This window comes from Sphingomonas colocasiae, from assembly GCF_019880585.1.
Classification (GTDB): Bacteria; Pseudomonadota; Alphaproteobacteria; order Sphingomonadales; family Sphingomonadaceae; genus Sphingobium_A; species Sphingobium_A colocasiae.
In genome coordinates this window covers 13674-35730 of sequence record NZ_JAINVV010000001.1, presented here as the reverse complement: position 1 = coordinate 35730, position 22057 = coordinate 13674, and the positions used below count along the sequence as shown (strand labels likewise).

Genomic DNA, 22057 nt, shown 5'->3' with positions numbered 1-22057 from the left:
GAACGGTGTGAGCCGGTCTATAGGCGCGCGTTCAAGGATTCCGCAACGGCCAGCGCGCGATTATCCGCGCCGAAGATTCATTTGACGGGCAGGATGATCTCGTCCGGATGCGCCAGGCCGAGTTCGCGGCGGATCAGTTCGTCGGCCATGTCCGGATTGGCGCGGCGCGGATCGAGCAAGGCGACGCGATTGGCCAGCACCGCCTTTTCGGCTTCCAGTTTGGCGAGCACCAGGCGCCGCTCCTGCAACTGCCGCTTGTAGTCGCCCCAGGCCAGCACGCCGTTCGATCCCATCACCGCATATCCCGCGAACATGGCGATCACGAGGAACATCAATGCGGAAGGCGCCGCCGATCGAAGCAGAGAGAGGAAGGTAATCGCCTTGGACATCGCAGAATCGTTGAATCACACGCGATTCTGCGGGTCAAGCACAATCTCGCTACAATTTCATGATGGGGGTGGGCACCAGCCCACCCCATTGCCGCTTCGACGAATCAGCCGAAGATCCGGCCCGCGTAACGCGCGACCGGACCAAGCTGCTCCTCGATGCGGATCAGCTGGTTGTACTTGGCGAGCCGATCGGAGCGCGCAAGGCTGCCGGTCTTGATCTGCCCGCAATTGGTGGCGACCGCGAGATCCGCGATCGTCGCATCCTCGGTCTCGCCCGAACGGTGCGACATCACGGCGGTGTAGCGCGCGCGCTGCGCCATCGAGACGGCTTCGAGCGTTTCGGTGAGCGTGCCGATCTGATTGACCTTCACCAGCAGCGAATTGGCGAGGCCATCGCGAATGCCCTGGGCAAGCCGCTTGGGATTGGTCACGAACAGATCGTCACCGACGAGCTGGACGGTGTTGCCGATCTTGTCGGTCAGCGCCTTCCAGCCTTCGAAATCATCCTCGCCCATGCCGTCCTCGATCGACTTGATCGGATAGCGCGCGCACAGATCGGCAAGGTAATCGGCCATTTCGAGCGGCGACAGCACGCGCCCTTCGCCTTCGAGATGGTAGGCGCCGTCCTTGAAGAACTCGGTCGCGGCGCAGTCGAGCGCGAGCACGACATCGTCGCCCGGCGTATAACCGGCCTTCTCGATCGACTGCATGATGAAATCGAGCGCATCGGGCGCGCTGGCGAGGTTGGGCGCAAAGCCGCCCTCGTCACCCACGGCCGTCGCCAGCCCCTTGTCATGCAGGCTCTTCTTGAGCGTGTGGAAGATCTCGGCGCCGCAACGCACCGCCTCCGCCAGGCTGTCCACGCCGACCGGCATGATCATGAATTCCTGGAAATCGATCGGATTGTCGGCATGCGCGCCGCCATTGATGATGTTCATCATCGGCACGGGCAGCAGGTGCGCGGAAACGCCGCCGACATAGCGGTAAAGCGGAAGGCCGCGCGAATCCGCCGCGGCCTTGGCGGTCGCCAGGCTGACGCCCAGAATGGCGTTCGCGCCCAGGCGACCCTTGTTGGGCGTGCCGTCCAGATCGATCATCGCGGCATCGACTTCGCCCTGATCCTCGGCCTCGAGCCCAAGAATCGCTTCGGCGATCTCGCCGTTCACCGCCTCGACGGCGGCGGTCACACCCTTGCCGAGCCAGCGCGTCTTGTCTCCGTCGCGCTTTTCGACGGCCTCATGCGCGCCCGTCGATGCGCCCGATGGCACCGCGGCGCGGCCGAAGCTGCCATCCTCCAGCGAAACATCGACCTCGATCGTGGGATTGCCACGGCTGTCGATGATTTGGCGCGCGTGGACGTCGATGATCGCTGTCATGGGCTGCTGCTCCGGCTGGCGGTAATGGGATGGCGTGCCTCTATCGGCCAAGCCACCGAAGCGCAATTGCGGGAAAGCGCACCGCGAGCAAGTTCATATCCGCAAAGTCCCCAGTTGCGGAACTTGCGAAGGACCGAGATTGTTGTAGCTGTGAATCGAGTTTCGAAAGGAAAGCACCATGGCTGACGAGATCCCGAACGGTTCCGCTCCGAAGAAGCCCGCCGCCCGCAAGCCCGCGGCCGCGAAACCCAAGGCCGCGAAGCCGGCCGCGACGAAGCCCGCCACCGCCAAGCCTGTCGCGCGCCGCGCGGCGCCGGTGAAGAAGGCCGCGACCCGAGCGGCACCGAAGGCTGCGCCCAAGACGGAAAGCAAGCTGAAGACAGCGGCGAACGACGCATCGTCGGCAGTTCGCAAGGAAGCGGCTGCACTCAAGGATCAGGCGGCGGCCCGCGCACGTGGCGCTGCGGCCGAAGGCAAGGCGCGCGCGGCATCGGCGCTCGACAATGTCGCGCGGATGATCGGCGACGCCGCCGGCACCGTCGATGACAAGGTCGGCGCGCAATATGGCGACTATACCCGCAAGGCGGCGGACGCGGTTTCGGGCTTCGCCGAAACGCTGAAGGGCAAGGATGTCGACGAACTGGTTCGCGACGCGACCGATTTCGTCAAGAAAAGCCCGGCCGTTGCGATTGGCGCGGCGGTGGCCGTTGGTTTCGTCCTCACTCGCCTGATCAAGGCGGGCACCGACAGCGACGGCAAGGCCTGACGGACGGACGGGGGTGAACGACGCGCCGGATATGACCACGCCGCACCTGCCCCCGTCGCCGGCCGATCCCGACACAGCGCGGGAGATCGACGAGAAAAGGCATGAGGAAGGCAGCATCGGCGAACTGCTGAGCCGCCTGGTCGACGACGCGGAGGATTTCGTTCGCGCGGAGATCAAGCTCTACCGCGTGGAAGCGATCCACAAGGTCAATCTCTATCGCTCGCTGCTCGTGATCGCCGCGATCGGCGGACTTCTGGCCTTCGGCTCGGTCACGCTGATGCTGATCGCGCTGGTCTTCGCGCTCTCCCCCTTCATCGGCGCGGCTTGGGCGGCGTTCCTGGTCGCGCTGGTGGCGATGCTGCTCGCGGCATTGCTGATCGGATCGGTGACGGCACGGATCCGGAGGGATCTGGGCGACAGGGAGGATGAGGACGCATGACCCGCGACGAGATCCGTCTGGCGCGGGCACGGCGCGAATCCGCCGAGGCACGGACGCGGCTGACGGGGACGCTGATAGAGGTGCAGAAGCGCCTGAAACCCAAGGCGTTGATCGAGGAAGCGCTGGAGGACCTGCGCGAGAAGGCCGACGAGATCGCGGCGGATGCGATCGAGACGGTGAAGAAGAGGCCATTCACCGCGGCCGCGCTGGCGATCGCGGTGCTGGCCTGGATCTTCCGGGCGCCGATCCTGTCGGCGATCGGAGATGTCGTGGAGAAGATGAGGACACGCCGCGACACGGAATAGGCACGGAACTGAACGATCGGCCGCATGGCCGCCTTTTGGAGGATGAAGCATGACCAAGATCGCTGACAGCGCCAAGAAGGCGAGCGAATTCGCGAACGAGAAGATCGAGGCAGCGCGCGGTGCCGCCGAAACGGCACTCGCCAGCGGCAAGGCAAAGGCCAAGACCGCCTATTCGGCGTCGCGCGATCGCGCCGGCAAGGCCTATTCCAACGCGCAGGCGGGCGTGAAGCGTGCCGGCGCGAAAGCAGGCCAGCAACTCGACGACAACCCCATCGCCTTTCTGGTCGGCGGCCTTGCGCTGGGCGCGCTGATCGGATCGCTGCTCCCGCGCACCCAGCAGGAAACCAAGACGCTGGGCGCCACCGGGCGGCGGATCAACAAGGCCGCGGGCAATGCCGCGCAAGCCGCGAAGGCCGCCGGCAAGAAGAAACTCGACGCGCTCGGCATCAGCAAGGAAGCCGCCAAGCAGCAGGCGCAGAGTCTGCTCAAATCGGTGTCCGCGGCCGCCAACGAAGCCGGCAACGCCGCCGCCAAGGCAGTCGCCAAGCCGACCGCGAAACCTGCGCGCACGGCGAGCAAGCCCGCTGCGAAACCCGCCACACCGAAGGCAAAAGCCTGACGGACGCGACGTCCGGCGATTGACGCGTCGGCCTGAATGGTTAGGGAAGCCCTGTATCTCCGCCGGCGCGGCCCGGGTTTCGCCCAGGCCGCCGTGGCGACTGGATCTAGGATAGGAGCCCGATCGGCTGCGCGGAACACGGGTTTCGCGGCATCGGCGAAAGCATGACTTGCCTTCGCCGTCAGTGATCAAGCTTCAAGCAAAGGGTTTTCGATGAGCAAATTGCATCTGGTGTTCGGCGGACGGGTGAAAGACCCGCAGACGCTGGATTTCGCCGACCTTTCCACGATCGACATCGTCGGCGTGTTTCCGGACTACAAATCGGCCGAAGACGCATGGCGCGCAGCGGCCCAGCGCACCGTCGACGATGCCGAGATGCGCTATGTCGTCGTTCATCTCCATCGGCTGCTCGAGCCGGATATGCTCAAGCCCGCCCAAGGCTGATTGCGGGAGCCGGTGCCCGAACAGGGTGCGGCACCGGCCCGATCAGGCGCGGCGATAGCGCCACAGCAGCAGCGGGCGCGCCAGCAGCAGGCCCGCGATGAAGCCGCCGACATGCGCCGCGACGGCGATCGCCATGCCGGCATCCGCCATCGCGATGCCGAACAGCAACTGCACGCCGATCCACGCGGCCGCCAGCCACATTATGTGCACGACGATCGCCGGTATCGGCCCGATCGCCTTGGCGCGTTTCTGGCCGAACAGCAGCGCATAGGCGCCGATCACCGCCGAAGTCGCGCCACTTGCCCCCACCATCGGCACCGTCGATGCTGGATCGACCAGATATTGCGCCCCCGCCGATGCATAGGCGCCGACGATGTAGAGGCAGGCGAAACCGCCTGGCCCCAACGCATATTCGGTGTAGCGCCCGCAATAGAGCAGCATCAGCATGTTGAAGCCGATATGCGCCAGATTGGCGTGAATGAAGGCCGCGCTGAACGGAGTCAGCAGAACCGGCAGCGCGCCGTCCAGCTCAGGCCCGGTGACCCGTGCGGGAATGAACCCGGCCATGACGGACGCCCAGCCCAGCCAGCCCGACAGATCGAGCGCCAGCCAGGTGGCGGCCGTGACGATGACCAGGATGTTGGTAAGGCGCCCCGCCGGCAAATTCATGCCGGTCAGATGAACTCGATCTTCGAGACCAGATAATAACGGTCGCCCGCCGGCACCGTCACTTCGACGTCATCGTCCACCTTGCGCCCGATGAGCGCACGGCCGAGCGGCGAATTGTAGGAGATCCGCCCCGAATTGGCATCCGCCTCGGTCTGGCCGACAATCTGATACTTCACCGGCTTGTCGTTCTCGTCGAGCAAGGTGACGGTCGCGCCGAAAATCACCTTGTCGCCCGAAAGCGTCTTGGGATCGATAATCTGCGCGCGCGAAAGCTTGTCCTCGATATCGGCGATCGATGCCTCGATCTGGCCCTGGCGCTCCTTGGCGGCGTGATATTCCGCGTTTTCGGAAAGATCGCCATGCGCGCGCGCTTCCTCGATCGCATCCACGATCTCCGGGCGCTCGGCCTTCAAGCGACGGAGGTCATCCGTCAGCTTATCGAAGCCTTCCTGCAGCATCGGCATTTTCTCGACCGTCGCCATCACTCTCGTCCTTCGTCAAAACTTCCCCAAGCGGCCCCGCCCTGACGGAGCCACCTGTCGCGCGTCATATTGTCGGGATCAGGCGTGCGAACCGGAATAATATGACTGGAGCGACCGTACTTCAAGGTTTTGATTGCGCATTGCAGCAATCGCCTCGGCCGCGGCGACGCTCGCCGATGCCGTGGTATAGTAGGGCACAGACTTCGCCAGACCCGACGCACGGATCGAAGCCGAGTCCTTGTGGCTCTGCCAGCCCTCCGTGGTGTTGAAGATCAACGCCACGCCGCCATCGATGATACGATCGACGATATGGGGCCGGCCCTGCGCCACCTTGTTCACCCGCTCGACGGCGATGCCTTCCCTTTCCAGGAAATCGGCGGTGCCGCCCGTCGCGATCATGCTGAAACCGAGCTCGGACAATAGTTTGACCGCAGGCAGGATGACCGGCTTGTCGCTGTCCTTCACCGACACGAACACCGTTCCCGATTGCGGCAGCCGATCGCCCGCGCCAAGCTGGGACTTGGCGAATGCGGTCGCAAAATCCCTATCGATTCCCATGACTTCGCCGGTCGACTTCATTTCCGGCGAGAGCACTGGATCGACGCCGGGGAAGCGTGCGAACGGGAAAACCGCTTCCTTCACCGCAATATGATCGATACGGCGGTCGATGCGCGGCAGCGCCGCCAGCTTCTCGCCCGCCATCACGCGCGAGGCGATCTTGGCGATCGGCTGGCCGATCGCCTTGGCGACGAACGGCACGGTCCGGCTGGCGCGCGGATTGACTTCGATCAGATAGACTTTTCCGTCCTTCACCGCGAACTGGATGTTCATCAGGCCGCGAACCTCCAGCGCATGCGCCAGCAGTTCGGCCTGGCGCTCGATCTCGGCGATGATCGCATCGGGCAGGCTATAGGGCGGCAAGGTGCAGGCACTGTCACCCGAATGGACGCCGGCTTCCTCGATATGCTGGAGCACGCCGGCCACCACGACCTCGTCGCCGTCGCAGATCGCGTCGACATCGACCTCGATCGCATCACGCAGATATTGGTCGATCAGCACGGGCGAGTCGCCGGACACCTGCACCGCGGTCTGGATGTAATCCTCAAGCTGGGCGGGACCGTCGACGATCTCCATCGCGCGGCCGCCAAGCACATAGCTCGGCCGGATCAGCACGGGATAACCGATACGTTCGGCGACCGCGATCGCCTCCTCGCGGCTGCGCGCGATGCCGTTGGCCGGCTGGAGCAATTTCAGCTTGGTCACCAGCGCCGCGAAACGCTCGCGATCCTCGGCCAGGTCGATCGCGTCGGGCGAGGTGCCGAGGATCGGGATACCCGCATCCTCCAGCGCCTGCGCCAGCTTGAGCGGCGTCTGGCCGCCGAACTGGACGATGACGCCGGCAAGCGTGCCGTTCGACTGCTCGACATGCAGGATCTCCAGCACGTCCTCGGCGGTCAGCGGCTCGAAATAGAGGCGGTCCGACGTGTCATAGTCGGTCGAGACCGTTTCCGGGTTGCAGTTGATCATGATCGTCTCGAACCCGGCATCCTCGAGCGCGAAACAGGCATGACAGCAGCAATAGTCGAACTCGATCCCCTGCCCGATCCGGTTGGGACCGCCGCCCAGGATGACGACCTTCTTGCGGTCGCTGGGCTGGCTTTCGCACTCGGGCTCGCCGAACACCGGCGCCTCATAGGTCGAGTACATATAGGGCGTCTTCGCCTCGAACTCGGCCGCGCAGGTGTCGATCCGCTTGAACACGGGCCGCACGCCCAGCTTGTGGCGAAGGCGACGCACTTCTTCTTCGGTCACGCCGCCGGTCATCGCCACCACCGCTTCGCGGATCAGGCCCGAACCGCGTGCGACCGCGCGCTCCATGCTCGCACCGCCGCGCAGATTGGCCGATTGCAGCGCCAGGAACGCCAGCCTCTTGTCCGAAAAGCCCATCGCCTTCAGCCGGCGCATCGCCTTCGCGTCGCGCGGCAGGCCGTGGTCGAGGACCTCGCGTTCGGCCGCGATGATCTCCGCGATCCGCGTCAGGAACCAGGGGTCGTAACGGGTGACCTGATGAACCTCGTCGACGCTGAGCCCTTCGCGCAACGCCTGGGCGGCGACGAGCAGCCGGTCGGGCGTCGCGCGCGACAAGGCGGCGACGATGTCGTCCTTGGGCGCGCCGATCAGATTGTCCACCATGTTGAAGCCCGACAGGCCGGTCTCCAGCCCGCGCAGCGCCTTCTGGATGCTTTCATGGATATTGCGGCCGATCGCCATCACCTCGCCGACCGACTTCATCGCGGTCGACAGCAACGGCTCCGATCCCTTGAACTTCTCGAAGGCGAAGCGCGGGATCTTGGTGACGACATAGTCGATCGTCGGCTCGAACGAGGCCGGCGTCGCGCCGGTGATGTCGTTCATGATCTCGTCGAGCGTATACCCCACCGCCAGCTTGGCCGCGACCTTGGCGATCGGGAAGCCCGTGGCCTTCGACGCCAGCGCCGAGGAACGCGAGACGCGCGGATTCATCTCGATCACGACCAGCCGGCCATCCTTCGGATTGACCGCGAACTGCACGTTCGAACCGCCTGTTTCCACACCGATTTCACGGAGACAGGCGATCGATGCGTTGCGCATGATCTGATATTCCTTGTCGGTCAGCGTCAGCGCCGGCGCGACGGTGATGGAATCGCCCGTATGGACGCCCATCGGATCGACATTCTCGATCGAGCAGATGATGATGCAATTGTCCGCGCGGTCGCGGACCACTTCCATCTCATATTCCTTCCAGCCGAGCAGCGATTCCTCGATCAGCACCTCGGTGGTCGGGCTGGCTTCGAGGCCGCCGGCGACGATTCGACGGAACTCGTCCTTGTTATAGGCGACGCCGCCGCCGGTGCCGCCAAGCGTGAAGCTGGGCCGGATGATCGCGGGCAAGCCGACCTTGTCGAGCCCGGCCATCGCCTCGTCGAGCGTGTGGGCGATCGCCGAGCGCGCCGATTCCAGCCCGATCTTGTCCATCGCCTCGCGGAACTTCAGCCGGTCCTCGGCCTTGTCGATCGCGACGGCATCCGCGCCGATCATGACGCAGCCATATTTCTCGAGCGTACCGTCGTTGAACAGCGCCAGCGCGGTGTTCAGCGCGGTCTGCCCGCCCATCGTCGGCAGCACCGCATCGGGCCGTTCCTTCTCGATGATCCGCGCGACGATTTCCGGCGTGATCGGCTCGACATAGGTCGCGTCGGCCAGCTCGGGATCGGTCATGATCGTCGCCGGGTTCGAATTGACCAGGACGATCCGGTACCCCTCCTCCTTCAGCGCCTTGATCGCCTGGGTGCCCGAATAATCGAACTCGCAGGCCTGGCCGATCACGATCGGGCCGGCGCCGATGACGAGGATCGAGGAGATATCGGTGCGTTTGGGCATTAGTCGGCCTTCGTCTCGAATGTGTCGGCGGTCGTACGGTTCAGGTCGATCACTTGATCATCCCGACGAACTTCTCGAACAGATAATGGCTGTCCTGCGGGCCTGGGCTCGCTTCCGGGTGATACTGAACCGAAAACGCTTTCTTGTCGGTCAGTTCGAACCCGGCATTGGAACCGTCGAACAGGCTGACATGCGTCGCCTTCGCGTTCTTCGGCAGCGTCTTGGTCTCGACCGCGAAGCCATGGTTCATGCTGGTGATCTCCACCGCGCCGTCGGCGATGCGCTTGACCGGATGATTGGCGCCGCGATGGCCCTGATGCATCTTGCTGGTCTTGGCGCCGACCGCGAGGCCGAGCAGCTGATGACCCAGGCAGATGCCGAAGATCGGCATGTCGCGCTCCAGCAGGTCCTTGATCACCGGCACGGCATAGCTGCCGGTCGCGGCGGGATCGCCGGGGCCGTTCGACAGGAACACGCCATCGGGGCGGTGCGCCATCACTTCCAGCGTGGTCGCGGTGGCGGGCACAACGGTGACGCGCGCGCCGGCCGCCACCAGATTGCGCAGGATGTTGCGCTTGAGGCCATAGTCGATCGCGACGACGTGCGGACGATCGTCGGTCGTCTCGTCGACGGCATAGCCGCTGCCCAGCGACCACAGGCCGTCACGCCACTGATAGCTCTGGAGCGTGGACACGTCCTTGGCGAGGTCCATGCCCTCCAGCCCCGGCCAGCCCCGCGCCTGCGCCAGCAGCGCATCGATATCGAACCGCCCGGCCGCGTTGTGCGCGATCACGGCATTGGGGGCACCGTCGATCCGGATACGGCGCGTCAGCGCGCGCGTGTCGACGCCCGCCAGGCCGATCCGGCCATTGCCCTTCAGCCAATCGTCGAATCGCTGGATGCTGCGGAAATTGCTCGGCGCGGTAACGTCCTCGCGCACGATACAGCCCAGCGCGTGCGGGTTGGTCGCCTCGATATCCTCATGATTCGTACCGACATTGCCGATATGCGGGAACGTGAAGGCGACGATCTGGCCGGCATAGGAGGGATCGGTCATCACCTCCTGATAGCCGGTCATCGCGGTGTTGAAGCACACCTCGCCCACTGCCGCGCCCTCTGCACCGAAGCCACGACCCCACAATACCGACCCGTCGGCCAGCACCAATACCCCCGTCGCCCCTTCAGGCGCGGTGGACGGTTTGGCATCAGCCATGTGCAGCTACTCCCGGGGAACAGGTTAAACGGCGGGGTCACTAGGTGCCGCGCCCATCGGGGTCAATCTATTAAAATCCGGACGGCTTGGCTATGCTGGTCGCTTTCCCGAAACAGGCCGAGAAACCCATGATTCGCGACGACATTAAGGCCGCCCAGATTGCCGCCATGAAAGCCGGCGACAAGGATACCACCGCAACCACGCGCCTGATCCAGGCCGCCATCAAGAACCGCGACATCGAAGCGCGAACGGGCAAGGCCCCCACCGATGACGACGCGCTGGTGGTCGAAGTGCTCCAGAAAATGGTGAAGCAGCGCCGCGAATCGATCGAGATGTACGAAAAGGGCGGCCGCCAGGAACTGGCCGATGCCGAACGCGCCGAAGTCGTCGTGATCGAACGCTTCCTGCCCGCGCAGCTCGACGAAGCCCAGACTGCCGCCGCGATCGAAGCGATCAAGGCGGAAACCGGCGCCTCGTCGGTGAAGGACATGGGCAAGGTGATGGCGTTGCTCAAGGAACGCCATGGCAGCCAGCTCGACATGACCAAGGCCAGCGCCGCGGTGAAGGCGGCTTTGACATAAGGCGCGAGTCGATCTCTCCCCTCCCGCCTGCGGGAGGGGTCGGGGGAGGGCATGTTGGACAAGGGCTACACGCGTCAGACCGCCCGCTCCCGCGAACTTCGCAGCAATGCCACGCCAGCCGAGCGCGCCTTGTGGCATCGATTGAACGCACGTCAGGTCAATGGCGTGCGTTTCAATCGCCAATTCCCGATCGGCCCCTTCATCGGCGATTTCGTGTCACGGAGTGCAAAGCTCATTGTTGAAGTGGATGGCGGCCAGCATGATGTTCGGACGGAAGCCGACGAGCGGAGAACGCGTTTTCTCGAAAATCAAGGGTATCGCGTAATCCGCTTCTGGAACAATGACGTGATCGAGAGGATCGAGGGTGTGATTGCGGAGATCGAGCGGGCTTTGCTCGACAGGCCCTCCCCCAACCCCTCCCGTAAACGGGAGGGGTGTTTTTGACCCTCTCCCCGCAATTCCTCGACGAACTGCGCGCGCGCACCCTGCTCTCGGGCCTGATCGGCAAGACCGTGAAGATCCAGCGCGCGGGGCGCGAATGGAAGGCCTGTTGCCCCTTCCACCAGGAAAAGACGCCCAGTTTCACGATCAACGACGAAAAGGGCTTCTATCACTGCTTCGGCTGCGGCGCGCATGGCGATGCGATCCGCTGGATGACCGATCAGCGCGGCCTGCCCTTTATCGATGCGGTGAAGGAACTGGCGCAGGCGGCGGGTCTCGACGTGCCCGCCCCAGACCCCAAGGCGCAGGAGCGCGCCGAGCGCGCGTCCGGCCTGCACGACGTGACGCAGGCCGCGCAGGACTGGTTCGTCGCGCAGCTCGACGGAATCGATGGCGCGGAAGCGCGCGCCTATCTCCACAAGCGCGGCATTTCGGACGCCACGCGCAAGACGTTCGGCTTCGGCTTCGCGCCCGATTCGCGCACCAAGCTCAAAACCGCGCTGAAACATATCGACAAGGCCATGCTGGTCGAGGCCGGGCTGCTGATCGAGCCGCCCGCCGACGAAAAACCGGGCAAGGAACCCTATGACCGGTTCCGCGGCCGGCTGATGATCCCGATTCGCGACCAGCGCGGCCGCGTGATCGCGTTCGGTGGACGCATCCTGGGTTCGGGCGAACCCAAATATCTCAATTCGCCGGACACGCCGCTCTTCGACAAGGGGCGCACGCTCTACAATCTCGATCGCGCGAGCGCCGCCGCGCGCAAATCGGGCCGGGTGATCGTGGTCGAGGGCTATATGGACGTGATCGCGCTTGCCCAGGCCGGCATCGAGGAAGCCGTGGCGCCGCTCGGCACAGCGCTCACCGAGAACCAGATCGAGCGGCTCTGGCGCATGAGCGACGCGCCGATCCTGTGCTTCGACGGTGACAATGCAGGCCAGAAGGCGGCGGTCCGCGCGCTCGGCCGTGCCCTGCCGCATCTCGAACCCGGCCGCACATTGCGCTTCGTCACGCTGCCCCAGGGCCAGGATCCCGACGATCTGGTGCGCGCCGGCGGGCGGGCCGCGGTCGAGTCGCTGCTCGAAAAACCCGAGTCGCTGGTCGATCGGCTCTGGTCGCACGAATTGGCGGCGCTGCCGCTGGACACGCCGGAAGCGCGTGCCGGGCTCAGGAAAAGACTCAACGATCAGGCGCAGACGATCAAGGACGGCGATGTCCGCGAGCAATATCGCCAGGAATTCCGCGCGCGCTTCGACGAGCTTTACGAGCGCAGCCGGCCGCCCCGCCAACAGCAGCAATCGCCGCGCGGCGGCGGCCGTGGCGGCGGAAAATGGATGCCCCCGCCCCGCCCGCTTTCCGAGGCGGCAAGGCGGATCAGCGGCGAAGGCATCAACATCCATCTGGCGCGCGCGATCTTCGGCGGATTGCTCGCCCACCCGGCCGCGATCGAATATTGCGCCGATTCGCTTTCGGCGATTCCCCTGGCCGATCCGAATCTGGAACGGCTGCGCTCCGCGCTGATCGACGCGGCCTTTTCCCGGCAGGCGCTTGATCCTGCGAGTCTCGCCCCCATATTGGCCGATGCTGGGCTCGACACGCTGTCAAAACAACTCCTCTCGACAAAGAGGCTTGCCTTTTCGTCGATGCGCAGCAATGCGGAACGTGAGTCAGCACACCGCAGTATAATTATGGCGATTGAAGCACTCGCTTCCGTTCCAGAGCTCGATGCGGCTCTTGCAGCCGTCACATTGCGGCTCGAACTGGAATGGGACGGAGCGCTCGTAGAAGAACAGGCGCGTTTGCGGGCCGCTCGGCGCGAAGCGGACGAACGGATCGCCAGCTTCGCGAGCGGCGACGACGGTGCGGACAGTTAGACGGGACTAGGCGGTTACATGGCAAAGACCAACGGTACGGATTCGGGAGAGACGACAGAAAGCGGCGATGCGCCGCTGATCGACCTCAACGAAGCCTCGCTCAAGAAGCTGATCGCGCGCGCCAAGAAGCGCGGCTACATCACCTATGACCAGCTCAATGAAGCGCTGCCGCAGGACCAGATGTCCTCCGACCAGCTCGAGGACGTGATGTCCGCGCTCAACGAGATGGGCGTCAACATCGTCGAGAACGAGGATGCCGGCGAGGACGCCGAGGACCAGACCGATCAGGACGATAGCGACGACGCCGCCGATCCGGCGGACGGCTCCTCGGGCAATGTCGCAGAGAAGCGCAAGGAAACCGTCGATCGCACCGACGATCCGGTGCGCATGTATCTGCGCGAGATGGGCGCGGTGGAATTGCTCAGCCGCGAGGGAGAGATCGCGATCGCGAAACGCATCGAGGCGGGCCGCGACACGATGATCCTGGGGCTTTGCGAAAGCCCGATCACCTTCAACGCGATCATCGACTGGTCGAACGCGCTCAACGAAGGCACGATGCAGCTCCGCGAGATCCTCGATCTCGACGCTATGCTCTCCAAGGATCCGGCACCTGAAAGCCTGACCGACGAAGACGCCGAAGGCGATGGCGAGATTTCCGAGAAGACCGCCGGCCCCTCCTACAAGGAAGAGGAAGAGGTCGAGGAAGAAACGTCGGGCGACGATGACGAAGATTCGATGACCGAACGGCGCGCCAAGCGCCCGTCGGACGACGAAGAGGAAGACAACACCCTCAGCCTCGCCCAGATGGAAGAGACGCTGAAGCCCGCGGCGCTCGAGAAGTTCGCGACGATCACCTCGCTGTACAAGAAATTCTCGAAGCTGCAGGCGGCGCGCATCGAGTCGCTCGCCGTCGGCAACGATTTCCCCGTGGCCGAGGAAAAGAAGTACCAGAAGCTGCGCGAAGACCTGACCGCCGAGGTCGAGAGCGTGCAGTTCCATGGCGCGAAGATCGAATATCTCGTCGATCAGCTCTACAGCTACAATCGCCGCCTGACCGCGCTTGGCGGCCAGATGCTGCGCCTGGCCGAGCGCCACAAGGTGCCGCGCAAATCGTTCCTCGAGGAATATGTCGATCATGAGCTCGACGAAGGCCTGCTGGAACGCGTCGCCAAGATCGACAAGAAATGGGCCGCGTTCGTCGAGAACGAAGCCAATGCGGTCGATCGCATCCGCACCGAGATCTCGGAGATCGCGCAGGCCACCGGCATGTCGCTTTCCGAATTCCGCCGCATCGTCAACATGGTGCAGAAGGGCGAACGCGAAGCGCGGATCGCGAAGAAGGAAATGGTGGAGGCCAATCTCCGCCTCGTGATCTCGATCGCCAAGAAATACACCAATCGCGGCCTGCAGTTCCTGGACCTGATCCAGGAAGGCAATATCGGCCTGATGAAGGCAGTGGATAAGTTCGAGTATCGCCGCGGCTATAAATTCTCGACCTACGCCACCTGGTGGATCCGGCAGGCGATCACGCGTTCGATCGCCGATCAGGCGCGCACGATCCGTATTCCGGTTCATATGATCGAGACGATCAACAAGCTGGTGCGGACCAGCCGTCAGTTCCTGCACGAGCAGGGCCGTGAGCCCACGCCCGAGGAGATGGCCGAACGGCTGTCGATGCCGCTCGAAAAGGTCCGCAAGGTGATGAAGATCGCCAAGGAACCGATCAGCCTCGAAACGCCGATCGGCGACGAGGAGGATTCGCACCTGGGCGATTTCATCGAGGACAAGAACGCCGTCATTCCGGTGGACGCCGCGATCCAGGCGAACCTGAAGGAGACCGTTACGCGCGTCCTCGCCAGCCTCACGCCGCGCGAGGAACGCGTGCTGCGCATGCGCTTCGGCATCGGCATGAACACCGATCACACGCTGGAAGAGGTCGGCCAGCAGTTCAGCGTGACGCGCGAACGCATCCGGCAGATCGAAGCGAAGGCGCTGCGCAAGCTCAAGCACCCGTCGCGCTCGCGCAAGATGCGCAGCTTCCTCGACCAATAATCGCTTCACCGCGAATTCGACGATTTTTCCGCCCCCGTTTTCGGGGGCGGATTCGTTGAGGCTCATCGCGCGGAGAAGCGGGACGACTCTGGAATAAAGGCCGCTGCGACAAGGGGATGACGAAGGTCGCGCGGGCTGGAGTCCACCATCCCTTTCGGCTGAACCGACATCATGACGACATCGAAACGATAAATCCGAACACAGTTCTAACGGGGGATAAACCCCCTATTTACGAGACCGCTCTAGAACCGTCGCAGGTTCGAAAAGCCCGCCGCGTACCGGCGGCGAGAGAGCGGGAAAAAACCATGGCAACTCAAGCAGCTCTGACGTTTCGTGGCGTCGACATGGCGGAAACGCTGGACACGCTACTGACGACCGACGGAACTGCCAGCCACGCCTATCCCGCCTCCGCCGAACTGCTCTACGGCCGCCATGCCACGCGCAATCTGGCCGATGCGGCCTATTATCTCTGCATGCTTCATGGCCGCCATCCCGGCGTGATCGACTTCGCCGCGATGCGCGAAACCGACCCCGGCGCACGGGCCTGGCTGGCGACCGCCGCCGAGGGATTCACGCTCGAACGACTGTTCCTGACCCGAATCAGCGTGGCCGCCGGCCCCCTGCCGAGCACGCCGGGCCATGCCGAATGCGAAGCTGCGGCGATCGGCCAGCGCCATGCACTGGAAACACTTGCTCAATCCGAACGCACCGGCTGCGCGCTGGGCGCGGCGATCGCGCTGGTCATGGACTGGAAAGCGATCCGCCACGTGCTGGATATCGCCGCGCAGCGACTGGGCGTGGAACCGCAGCCCGCCCGGCTGCCCGATGAACGCCTGACCCGATCGGTTGCCGCTACGGCATCCGCGAATAGCGGTGTTGCCCGCGCATTGGGCTTCGGCGCGCAGCAGATCCTGGCCCAGCATCGCGGCCTGTGGACCGTGCTCGAGTCGCGGCAGCACGCCCGCGATTCCGCCTGATCGCCTTTTCCACGGCCCTTGCGCCGCACGGAATCGCGCCTTAACGCCATTGACGTAAACGTGAAGCGGCGAGGACGAGCATGCGATTCAGCGGAACCGAGAATTATGTCGCGACCGACGATCTGAAAGTCGCGGTGAACGCGGCGGTGACGCTGCGCCGGCCGCTGCTGGTGAAGGGCGAGCCCGGCACCGGCAAGACCGTGCTCGCGCAGGAGATCGCCAAGGCCGCCAATGCGCCGCTGATCGAATGGAACATCAAGTCGACCACCAAGGCGCAGCAGGGCCTTTACGAATATGACGCGGTCGCGCGTCTTCGCGACGGCCAGCTCGGCGATCCGCGCGTGCACGATATCGGCAACTATATCCGCCGCGGCAAATTGTGGGAGGCCTTCACCTCCCCCACCCTGCCCGTGCTGCTGATCGACGAGATCGACAAGGCGGATATCGAGTTCCCGAACGATCTGCTCCAGGAACTCGATCGCATGGAATTCCATGTCTACGAAACGCGCGAGACGGTGAAGGCCGTGGAACGCCCGATCGTCGTCATCACCTCAAACAACGAGAAGGAACTGCCCGACGCGTTCCTGCGCCGCTGCTTCTTCCACTATATCAAATTCCCCGACCGCGAGACGATGCAGGCGATCGTCGACGTCCATTTCCCGGGCATCCAGAAGCTGCTGGTGAGCAAGGCGATGGATATCTTCTACGACGTCCGCGAAGTGCCAGGCCTCAAGAAGAAGCCGTCGACCTCCGAATTGCTCGACTGGCTGAAGCTGCTGCTCGCCGAGGACATGCCGCTCGACATCCTTCAGTCACGCGATCCCACCAAGGCGATCCCGCCGCTCCATGGCGCACTGCTCAAGAATGAACAGGATGTGATGCTGTTCGAGCGGCTGGCCTTCATGGCAAAGCGGCAGCAGCGGTAACGCACACCATGTCATCCCCGCGCATGCGGGGATCCAGCTTCTTCTTCTTTTTCCTGAGGCTTCACGGAATAGCTGGATCCCCGCTTGCGCGGGGATGACCCTATGTGGGGGCCTTCGCTCAATCGACGATATAGGCCAGTTCGAAGTCACCCCAGCGCCGGCCGTCGAAGACCAGCGGCACATAGACGTTGCGAACGACGTGGAATTCCTGTCCCTCGGTCTCGCGCCGATAGACCGCCATGTGGAACGGCTTCTCGCTGGCCTTGGCCTTGCGATCGATCTCGTCGAGCAGGATCAGCCGGTTGCGGCAATAGGCCATGTCGTGCTGCGGATCGCCCGTCGGCGCGCGGCTGAACGCGGTGGCGTGAGTCGGCAGATAGCCGTTGATATCGGTGCAGGCGGCGGCGACAATCCGCCGGTCCAGCGCGCCGATGCGGTCGAGTTCGGGCCGCCAGATCAGGTCGGCGAAACCGTTGAGCCGGGTCGTGAACTGCTGCGGATCGGTGCCGGCGACGGGCACATAATCCCGATCGAACAACACGCCCGGATCGAGCCGCCCGGATTCGATCGCCGATCGGGTGATCGCGGCGATCCTGTCGCGCTCCGCAATCGCGAGATCGACGAAATGGCGATCCTCCGACGCAAAACCGCTCTGGATCAGATCGTTGAACATCGCGTTGGAGAGCTGTTCGATCGATCCCATCCTGAGGCTGGTGTCGCCAAGCGCCGTCGCATTGGCGCGGGCGTCGCCCGCGAACAGCGACAAGCCGTCGCGCACGCGCGCGACGCTGTCGTGGATCATCCCCGTCGATCGCGCGATACCGTCGGTCTGGGTATCGACCTGGGCGACGATCTCCGCGACGTCACGCACGGTATCGTCGATGGTCGCGAAACCGTGCTGCGCCATCACGCTCTTCATCACGCCGTCGTTGATCTCGGAGATCACCGTGCCCGCCTCACTGGTAAGCGACGCGAGCGTGCGTGAGATCTGCTCGGTGGCGCCGCGCGTTTCCTGCGCCAGCTTCTTCACCTCGCTCGCGACCACCGCGAAGGTTCGCCCGGCATCGCCCGCGCGTTCCGCCTCGATCGTCGCGTTGAGCGCCAGCATGTTGGTCTTGCGCGCGATCGTGTCGATCACGGTGCTGACGCGGCGAACCTGCTCCATCGCCGCCGCGAAACTCGTCATCCGCGCGCCGAGCTGGGAGACGAGATCGGTGAGTTCGGTGAACTGGCCGCGCGATCCGCTGATCATCGCGGCGCCCTTGCCCAGCTTCTCGCGCGCCTGTTCGGACAGCAGCCGCGCCTCGTCGGTCGAATCGGCGACGCGGCGCTGATCGGCCTCGAGCGCGGCGGTGACATCCTCCAGCATCGAGAGCATGTCGAGCTGCCGCGCGATCCGTTCGGAAACCCCCGCGACATAGCCGGCCGCGTCGCTGCACCCCACGGCCACCCGACCGCAATTGCGCGCCACCGCCTCCACCGCGCCGCCGTCCGCCCCGCCTTCCGTCGAGATCGCGAGATTACCCGTCATGCTGCCCCCTCAGGAATTGCGATGCAGACCCTAGGGGCCATTGGTTGAAGCCCCCTTAACCACCCGTGTTTCCCGCTTGGACAGGCGGTACGGGAGCGGTAAGGAAAGCCATGTTCTTCAACTTTCTCGACGAGCTCCGCGCGGCCGGCATCCCCGCCTCGATGAAGGAGCATCTCGTTCTGCTCGAAGCGCTGAAGCGCGACGTGATCGAGCGGCGCCCGGAGGAATTCTACTGGCTGTCGCGCGCGACCTTCGTGAAGGACGAAGGACTTCTCGACCGGTTCGACCAGGTGTTCGCCAAGGTCTTCAAGGGGATCGAGAGCAGCTTCGAGACCGGCGCCGCAGATATTCCGGAAGATTGGCTGAAGGCCGTCGCCGAGAAATTCCTGACGCCGGAGGAGATGGAGCAGATCAAGTCGCTCGGCTCCTGGGACGAGATCATGGAGACGCTGAAGAAGCGGCTGGAAGAGCAGCAGGGCCGGCACCAGGGCGGCAACAAGTGGATCGGCACCGGCGGCACCAGCCCCTACGGCAATTCGGGTTATAATCCCGAGGGCGTCCGCATCGGCGGCGAAAGCAAGCATGGCCGCGCGATCAAGGTGTGGGACAAGCGCGAATTCAAGAATCTGGATTCGACCAAGGAACTGGGCACGCGCAACATCAAGGTGGCGCTGCGCCGCCTGCGCCGCTTCGCGCGCGAGGGCGCCGCCGACGAACTGGATATCGACGCGACGATCGACGGCACCGCGCGCCAGGGCTGGCTCGACATCCATATGCGCCCGGAACGGCACAATGCGGTGAAGCTGCTGCTGTTCCTCGATGTCGGCGGATCGATGGATCCGCATATCAAGCTGTGCGAGGAGCTCTTTTCCGCCGCCACCAGCGAGTTCAAGAATCTCGAATTCTTCTACTTCCACAATTGCCCCTATGAAGGCGTGTGGAAGGACAATCGCCGCCGCTTCACCGAACGGACGCCCACCTGGGACGTGCTCCACAAATATGGCCATGACTATAAGCTGGTCTTTGTCGGGGACGCATCGATGAGCCCCTATGAGATCAGCCATCCCGGCGGATCGGTCGAACATTTCAACGAGGAATCGGGCGCGGTGTGGCTGAGCCGCATGGCGCATGTCTATCCAGCCGCCGTCTGGCTCAATCCCGTGCCGGAAGCGCATTGGGGCTATTCGCAGTCGGTGAAGATGATCCGCGAACTGATGAACGATCGCATGTATCCGCTGACGCTGGACGGGCTGGACGACGCGATGCGGGAACTGACGCGCAAGCACTGAACGGAGCCAGGATCGGCTGCGACATATTGCGACACAAAAGCCGGTGATCGGCACAGTCTCGCGACAAGCCAATCCTAGACAGGTCTCGTTCCAATCAAGGGACGGGAGTCAGTAACATGCAGCGTAAGAACCTCATCCTCGCGAGCCTTGCCGCCGCGATCGCCTTCACCACGCCGATGGCCGCCAACGCGGCGCCGTGGCAGAATATCAACCAGCGCCAGCAGCAGCTCGACCGGCGCATCGACCAGGGCGTGCGCAACGGCGCGCTGACCCGGAACGAAGCGACGCGGCTGCGCACCGAATTCCGCTCGCTCAACCGGCTGGAGCAGCAATATCGCCGTTCGGGCGGCGTCTTCACCGCTCGCGAACGCGCAGATCTCGATCGCCGCTTCGACGCGCTGAGCGCCCGGATCAAGATCCAGAAGCACGATCGCCAGCATCGCCGCTGAATCGATCCGATCTCTCCCCGGCCCCGGCGTCCTGACAAGGGCGCCGGGGTTGCGCTTCAGTAAAGCAGGAAAGCGCGCCGTTCCTCGATCCAGGCCTGCTCATCGGGAATCGTCAGCGCATCGAGGTCGCCGGCCACAGCCGCCGCATCATCCACCCATTCGCGCAATGCCGGGCCGCCATTGATCACGTCGATGGCGAGCTTGCCGAATTCATATTCGTACGGGAAATCGCGCCACAGATCATAATCGGGATGAAGCCGGCGGATCGCCTTGAACGCCAGCGCCTGCAACCGCCAGGGCTGGAAGGCGAAATGGTCATAGCCCGGCGCCTCGGCGTGGATATGCACGCCGCTGCACATGCGGTGGACATGTTTGTGGAAGGTCGGTTCGAAGGTGCAGTCGCGCAATATGCACCCGCCCAGCCATTCGGGCGCCAGCCGCCGCATCTCCGCGATCACCGCGCGTCCGTCGATATCCGGCGCGCCGAAAATCTCCAGCGGTCGTGTCGTGCCGCGTCCCTCCGACAGGGTCGTGCCCTCGAGCATCACCGTGCCCGCATAGGCGCGCGCCATCCAGAGATTGGGCGCATTGGGGCTGGGGTTGATCCAGATGCGCTCGCCCAGCGGCCAGCCATGGCCGGGCGCCGCGTCGGGCGCATAGCCCGCCATCTCGATCACCCGGTAATCGACGTCGAGCTTGAAGTGCTCGATGAACCACAGGCCCAGTTCGCCCAGCGTCAACCCATGGCGCATCGGCATCGGCCCGGCGCCCACGAAGCTTTCCCAGCCCGGACGCAAGGTGAGCCCTTCGACGGGCCGGCCGGCGGGATTGGGGCGATCGAGCACCCAGATTTCCTTGCCGTGCGCCGCAGAGGCCTCGATCACGTAGAGCAGGGTCGTGATGAAGGTGTAGATGCGGCAACCGAGATCCTGGAGATCGACCAGCAGCACATCGAACGTGCCCATCGCCTGCCCGGTCGGGCGGCGGACTTCGCCATACAGGCTGAACACCGGCACGCCATGGACGGGATCGGTGAAGTCCGGGGACTCCATCATATTATCCTGCTTGTCGCCGCGCAGCCCGTGCTGCGGCCCGAAAGCCGCGGTGACGTTGAGCCCGGCCGCGACCAGCGCGTCGAGCGAATGGGCGAGGTCCGCCGTCACCGAGGCCGGATGGGCCAGCAAGGCGACGCGCTTGCCCTCAAGCGGCTTGCGCAGCTCGGGCTCGGAAAGGAGGCGATCGATACCGAATTTCATGGATCAGACTGCTGCCGGGAGTTTCAGGACAAAGCAATCGGAATGATGGAAATCGGGTTTCCCCAGCGGATGGGCCAGCGCCCAATAGGATTTGCGGCCGTCCATCTCCTCGATGACGGCGCTGATGCCGAGCGTCCAGGCTTCGTCACCCGGCAGGTCGAGCACGGCCTGCAGTTCATATCGCCCCTCCCCATCGTCGATCGTGACGCTCGGTACGATCGGCGCCTCGCGCATGCCGCTGCGATAATCATCGAAGAAATAGCAAGCCCATTGCAGCGACGGTGAGAAATTGAACTCGTGATAGCCGGCATGATCATGCGTGCGCACAAACGCTTCGAAACAGGTCGCTTGCCAGAGCCCGTCGGCGCGCGCCGCAAAAGCGGTTTCGGGATATCGCAGCCTCCCGGTTTCGCCGGTGACGAGATAGCGCAGCGTCAGGCGGTCACCGTCGCGGACCGCCACGACCGAGAGCGAGATGTCCGCACCGGCAGGCGTATCGGCGTGGGATATCAGGGAACACTGCACCGCCATCAACTCCGTCATTCCAGCGAAAACCGAC

At 64.2% G+C, this 22057-nt stretch carries 22 protein-coding genes; 13 read left to right on the top strand and 9 right to left on the bottom strand.

Features of this window, described 5'->3' with window-relative positions; genetic code table 11:
* Positions 1-77 precede the first annotated feature (77 nt).
* Together K7G82_RS00170 and eno are read right to left on the bottom strand one after the other, a co-directional pair.
* On the bottom strand, positions 78-389 hold the full coding sequence (locus tag K7G82_RS00170; protein ID WP_222987808.1) for an FtsB family cell division protein: 312 nt from the start codon (positions 387-389) through the stop codon (positions 78-80).
* Between the two features lie 104 nt (positions 390-493).
* Positions 494-1765, bottom strand: a complete 1272-nt coding sequence (gene eno / locus K7G82_RS00165; RefSeq protein ID WP_222987807.1) for a phosphopyruvate hydratase — start codon at positions 1763-1765, stop codon at positions 494-496.
* 178 nt (positions 1766-1943) lie between these two features.
* Between eno and K7G82_RS00160 the strand changes: the two genes are divergently transcribed.
* From K7G82_RS00160 to K7G82_RS00140, 5 genes are all read left to right on the top strand, one after another.
* Complete coding sequence (locus K7G82_RS00160; RefSeq protein WP_222987806.1) at positions 1944-2531, top strand: hypothetical protein; 588 nt, start codon at positions 1944-1946, stop codon at positions 2529-2531.
* A 31-nt stretch (positions 2532-2562) separates the two neighbouring features.
* The gene (locus K7G82_RS00155) at positions 2563-2970 is read left to right on the top strand and encodes a phage holin family protein (RefSeq protein WP_222987805.1); all 408 of its coding nucleotides are present in this window, start codon (positions 2563-2565) and stop codon (positions 2968-2970) included.
* Positions 2967-3275, top strand: coding sequence for a hypothetical protein (locus tag K7G82_RS00150; RefSeq protein ID WP_222987804.1), 309 nt, complete (start codon positions 2967-2969; stop codon positions 3273-3275). The genes K7G82_RS00155 and K7G82_RS00150 overlap by 4 nt, the downstream gene beginning before the upstream one ends.
* Before the next feature lie 49 nt (positions 3276-3324).
* The gene (locus K7G82_RS00145) at positions 3325-3894 is read left to right on the top strand and encodes a hypothetical protein (protein ID WP_222987803.1); all 570 of its coding nucleotides are present in this window, start codon (positions 3325-3327) and stop codon (positions 3892-3894) included.
* Between the two features lie 213 nt (positions 3895-4107).
* Positions 4108-4338, top strand: a complete 231-nt coding sequence (locus K7G82_RS00140; protein ID WP_222987802.1) for a DUF4170 domain-containing protein — start codon at positions 4108-4110, stop codon at positions 4336-4338.
* A gap of 42 nt (positions 4339-4380) precedes the next feature.
* On the opposite strand, the gene K7G82_RS00135 is transcribed toward K7G82_RS00140, so the two are convergent.
* From K7G82_RS00135 to carA, 4 genes are all read right to left on the bottom strand, one after another.
* Positions 4381-5007 carry a rhomboid family intramembrane serine protease gene (locus K7G82_RS00135; RefSeq protein ID WP_222987801.1) on the bottom strand — a complete coding sequence of 209 codons (627 nt, stop codon included), beginning with the start codon at positions 5005-5007 and terminating at the stop codon, positions 4381-4383.
* Between the two features lie 5 nt (positions 5008-5012).
* Entirely contained in the window at positions 5013-5489 is a 477-nt protein-coding gene (gene greA / locus K7G82_RS00130) for a transcription elongation factor GreA (RefSeq protein ID WP_222987800.1), read from the bottom strand.
* A 78-nt stretch (positions 5490-5567) separates the two neighbouring features.
* Complete coding sequence (carB, locus tag K7G82_RS00125; RefSeq protein ID WP_222987799.1) at positions 5568-8909, bottom strand: carbamoyl-phosphate synthase large subunit; 3342 nt, start codon at positions 8907-8909, stop codon at positions 5568-5570.
* A 49-nt stretch (positions 8910-8958) separates the two neighbouring features.
* Complete coding sequence (carA, locus tag K7G82_RS00120; protein WP_222987798.1) at positions 8959-10122, bottom strand: glutamine-hydrolyzing carbamoyl-phosphate synthase small subunit; 1164 nt, start codon at positions 10120-10122, stop codon at positions 8959-8961.
* A gap of 128 nt (positions 10123-10250) precedes the next feature.
* Here carA and K7G82_RS00115 point away from each other — a divergent pair, with 128 nt between their 5' ends.
* The 6 genes from K7G82_RS00115 (at position 10251) to K7G82_RS00090 (ending at position 16973) form a co-directional block, all read left to right on the top strand.
* Positions 10251-10703, top strand: coding sequence for a GatB/YqeY domain-containing protein (locus K7G82_RS00115; protein WP_222987797.1), 453 nt, complete (start codon positions 10251-10253; stop codon positions 10701-10703).
* A 51-nt stretch (positions 10704-10754) separates the two neighbouring features.
* Positions 10755-11147, top strand: coding sequence for an endonuclease domain-containing protein (locus K7G82_RS00110; RefSeq protein WP_343228491.1), 393 nt, complete (start codon positions 10755-10757; stop codon positions 11145-11147).
* Positions 11144-13018 carry a DNA primase gene (gene dnaG / locus K7G82_RS00105; protein ID WP_222987795.1) on the top strand — a complete coding sequence of 625 codons (1875 nt, stop codon included), beginning with the start codon at positions 11144-11146 and terminating at the stop codon, positions 13016-13018. Before K7G82_RS00110 ends, dnaG begins: the two co-directional genes overlap by 4 nt.
* Positions 13019-13036: 18 nt before the next feature.
* Positions 13037-15070 carry an RNA polymerase sigma factor RpoD gene (gene rpoD / locus K7G82_RS00100; protein WP_222987794.1) on the top strand — a complete coding sequence of 678 codons (2034 nt, stop codon included), beginning with the start codon at positions 13037-13039 and terminating at the stop codon, positions 15068-15070.
* A 305-nt stretch (positions 15071-15375) separates the two neighbouring features.
* A complete protein-coding gene (locus tag K7G82_RS00095; RefSeq protein ID WP_222987793.1) occupies positions 15376-16047 on the top strand; it encodes a DUF6975 family protein in 672 nt (223 codons plus the stop codon).
* 80 nt (positions 16048-16127) lie between these two features.
* Positions 16128-16973 carry an AAA family ATPase gene (locus K7G82_RS00090; RefSeq protein ID WP_222987792.1) on the top strand — a complete coding sequence of 282 codons (846 nt, stop codon included), beginning with the start codon at positions 16128-16130 and terminating at the stop codon, positions 16971-16973.
* A 118-nt stretch (positions 16974-17091) separates the two neighbouring features.
* Here the strand turns inward: K7G82_RS00090 and K7G82_RS00085 are convergent, their stop codons facing one another.
* A complete protein-coding gene (locus K7G82_RS00085) occupies positions 17092-18504 on the bottom strand; it encodes a methyl-accepting chemotaxis protein (protein ID WP_222987791.1) in 1413 nt (470 codons plus the stop codon).
* Positions 18505-18614: 110 nt separating this feature from the next.
* Between K7G82_RS00085 and K7G82_RS00080 the strand changes: the two genes are divergently transcribed.
* Positions 18615-19793: a vWA domain-containing protein gene (locus tag K7G82_RS00080; protein ID WP_222987790.1), complete on the top strand. Its 1179-nt coding sequence runs from the start codon at positions 18615-18617 to the stop codon at positions 19791-19793.
* A gap of 116 nt (positions 19794-19909) precedes the next feature.
* On the top strand, positions 19910-20242 hold the full coding sequence (locus tag K7G82_RS00075; RefSeq protein WP_222987789.1) for a hypothetical protein: 333 nt from the start codon (positions 19910-19912) through the stop codon (positions 20240-20242).
* 56 nt (positions 20243-20298) lie between these two features.
* Here the strand turns inward: K7G82_RS00075 and K7G82_RS00070 are convergent, their stop codons facing one another.
* Positions 20299-21498, bottom strand: coding sequence for an exo-beta-N-acetylmuramidase NamZ family protein (locus tag K7G82_RS00070; RefSeq protein ID WP_222987788.1), 1200 nt, complete (start codon positions 21496-21498; stop codon positions 20299-20301).
* 3 nt (positions 21499-21501) lie between these two features.
* Entirely contained in the window at positions 21502-22023 is a 522-nt protein-coding gene (locus tag K7G82_RS00065) for a DOMON-like domain-containing protein (RefSeq protein ID WP_222987787.1), read from the bottom strand.
* Between the last annotated feature and the right edge of the window lie 34 nt (positions 22024-22057).